Origin of the sequence: Halarchaeum salinum (assembly GCF_039520965.1) — an archaeon.
Lineage (GTDB): Archaea > Halobacteriota > Halobacteria > Halobacteriales > Halobacteriaceae > Halarchaeum > Halarchaeum salinum.
The window spans coordinates 1-1,267 of sequence record NZ_BAAABL010000099.1; the positions used below are offsets into that span (position 1 = coordinate 1).

1 protein-coding gene is annotated in these 1,267 nt (G+C 58.2%); it reads right to left on the minus strand.

What is annotated here, in order from left to right:
- The coding region (locus ABDZ36_RS14705) for an IS4 family transposase (RefSeq protein WP_343749379.1) at positions 1–1,220 on the minus strand (1,220 nt) is incomplete at its 3' end.
- Positions 1,221–1,267 lie beyond the last annotated feature (47 nt).

The following is a 1,267-nucleotide window of genomic DNA, read 5'->3' on the forward strand; positions in this document are numbered from 1 at the left end:
CGTTGCTGGTGAATCTTCTGAGCATCCTCGATCAGCCGCTCCAGCAACGGCGGTGGTGAGTAACCGAGATACTCACCGAGTTCGTGGAGGATGAGCTGGGCGTGCGACCGGAAGGTCGCCGCCCAGCGTTCTGGCGGAAACACGATCTCGTCATCAGCCTGCTCGGTCACCAGATCCAACAGCTCACGACTCACCAGCAGCGACAGCAACGCCGCATACAGCAGAATTCTCACGATATCCGGGTCGCTTGTGTCGAACTCGTCCAACTCGTACTGCGTCTTCAGTTCACGAAACAGCGTTTCTACCTCCCACCGACACCGATACAGCGTTGCTAAATCCTCCGGGAAGAACTCCTCTCGCGATAGATTCGTGATATACAGATGGTAGTCGTCGGCGTCCTTGTCACGGACGCCGACGACGCGGAACCGCTTCGTGTCCAGCGACCGCGTTCCTTCGTACTGGCCTCGCTTGAACTCCGCTTCGACCTCAACGTCGATGTACTTCCGAGAGAGATCATCGACCACATCGTGGATCTGCTTGCCCTCTAAGGGAATGGCGCGCCCGCGCCATTCCCGTAATTCCTCCGTTATCACCGGATTCGCGTTCTGCTTCAGCCGACTCACGAAGTAGCCGTCGTTCTCGTCGATTAACGCGAACCGGCGGTACTTGAAGTACGCTAGATCGAACAGAACGAGCCGTCCTTGGAGCCACGAACCCGTCTTGAACAGCGTGCTGTCGTGCGCTTTTTCGTCGGTCACGTCGAGTCGTTCAATCGTCTGCTCGGTGGCGTTGTGGAGCAGGTGGAGCTTCGCTCCAGCCTGCTCCTCGTGACGGGCTTGGAACTCATCAGAGAGGAATTCGTGCAACCGCAACACCGTTCCATCAGCGATCATCACGTCTCTGAATCGGTCGATATCAGCGTCAACAGCGTTGGGAACAGCGACCTCGTCGAGACCACGCTCGACGAGGTCGCGGAGATACTCTGCCAACGTCGGCGTCAACCGCTGATGGAATCCACCGGGAGAGATCGTTTCATCAGCTGTGGAGTTGTAGCAGCGTCTGAACCCGGCGAGTGTTCGGCTCTCGCCTGCGGCGAAGCCGAACACGAGCGCCCACACGAGGACGGGAATCTGAAGCTTGCCCTCTCGCTCAACCACGCCGAGTTCCTCGGCGTGCTCTTCGAGGAACTCGGAGGGAAACAGTGTAGTGAGCCGACGCATGATTCTCGTTGAGGAGCGAGGGTTGTGCACAGACTTCTCCTCCTCAT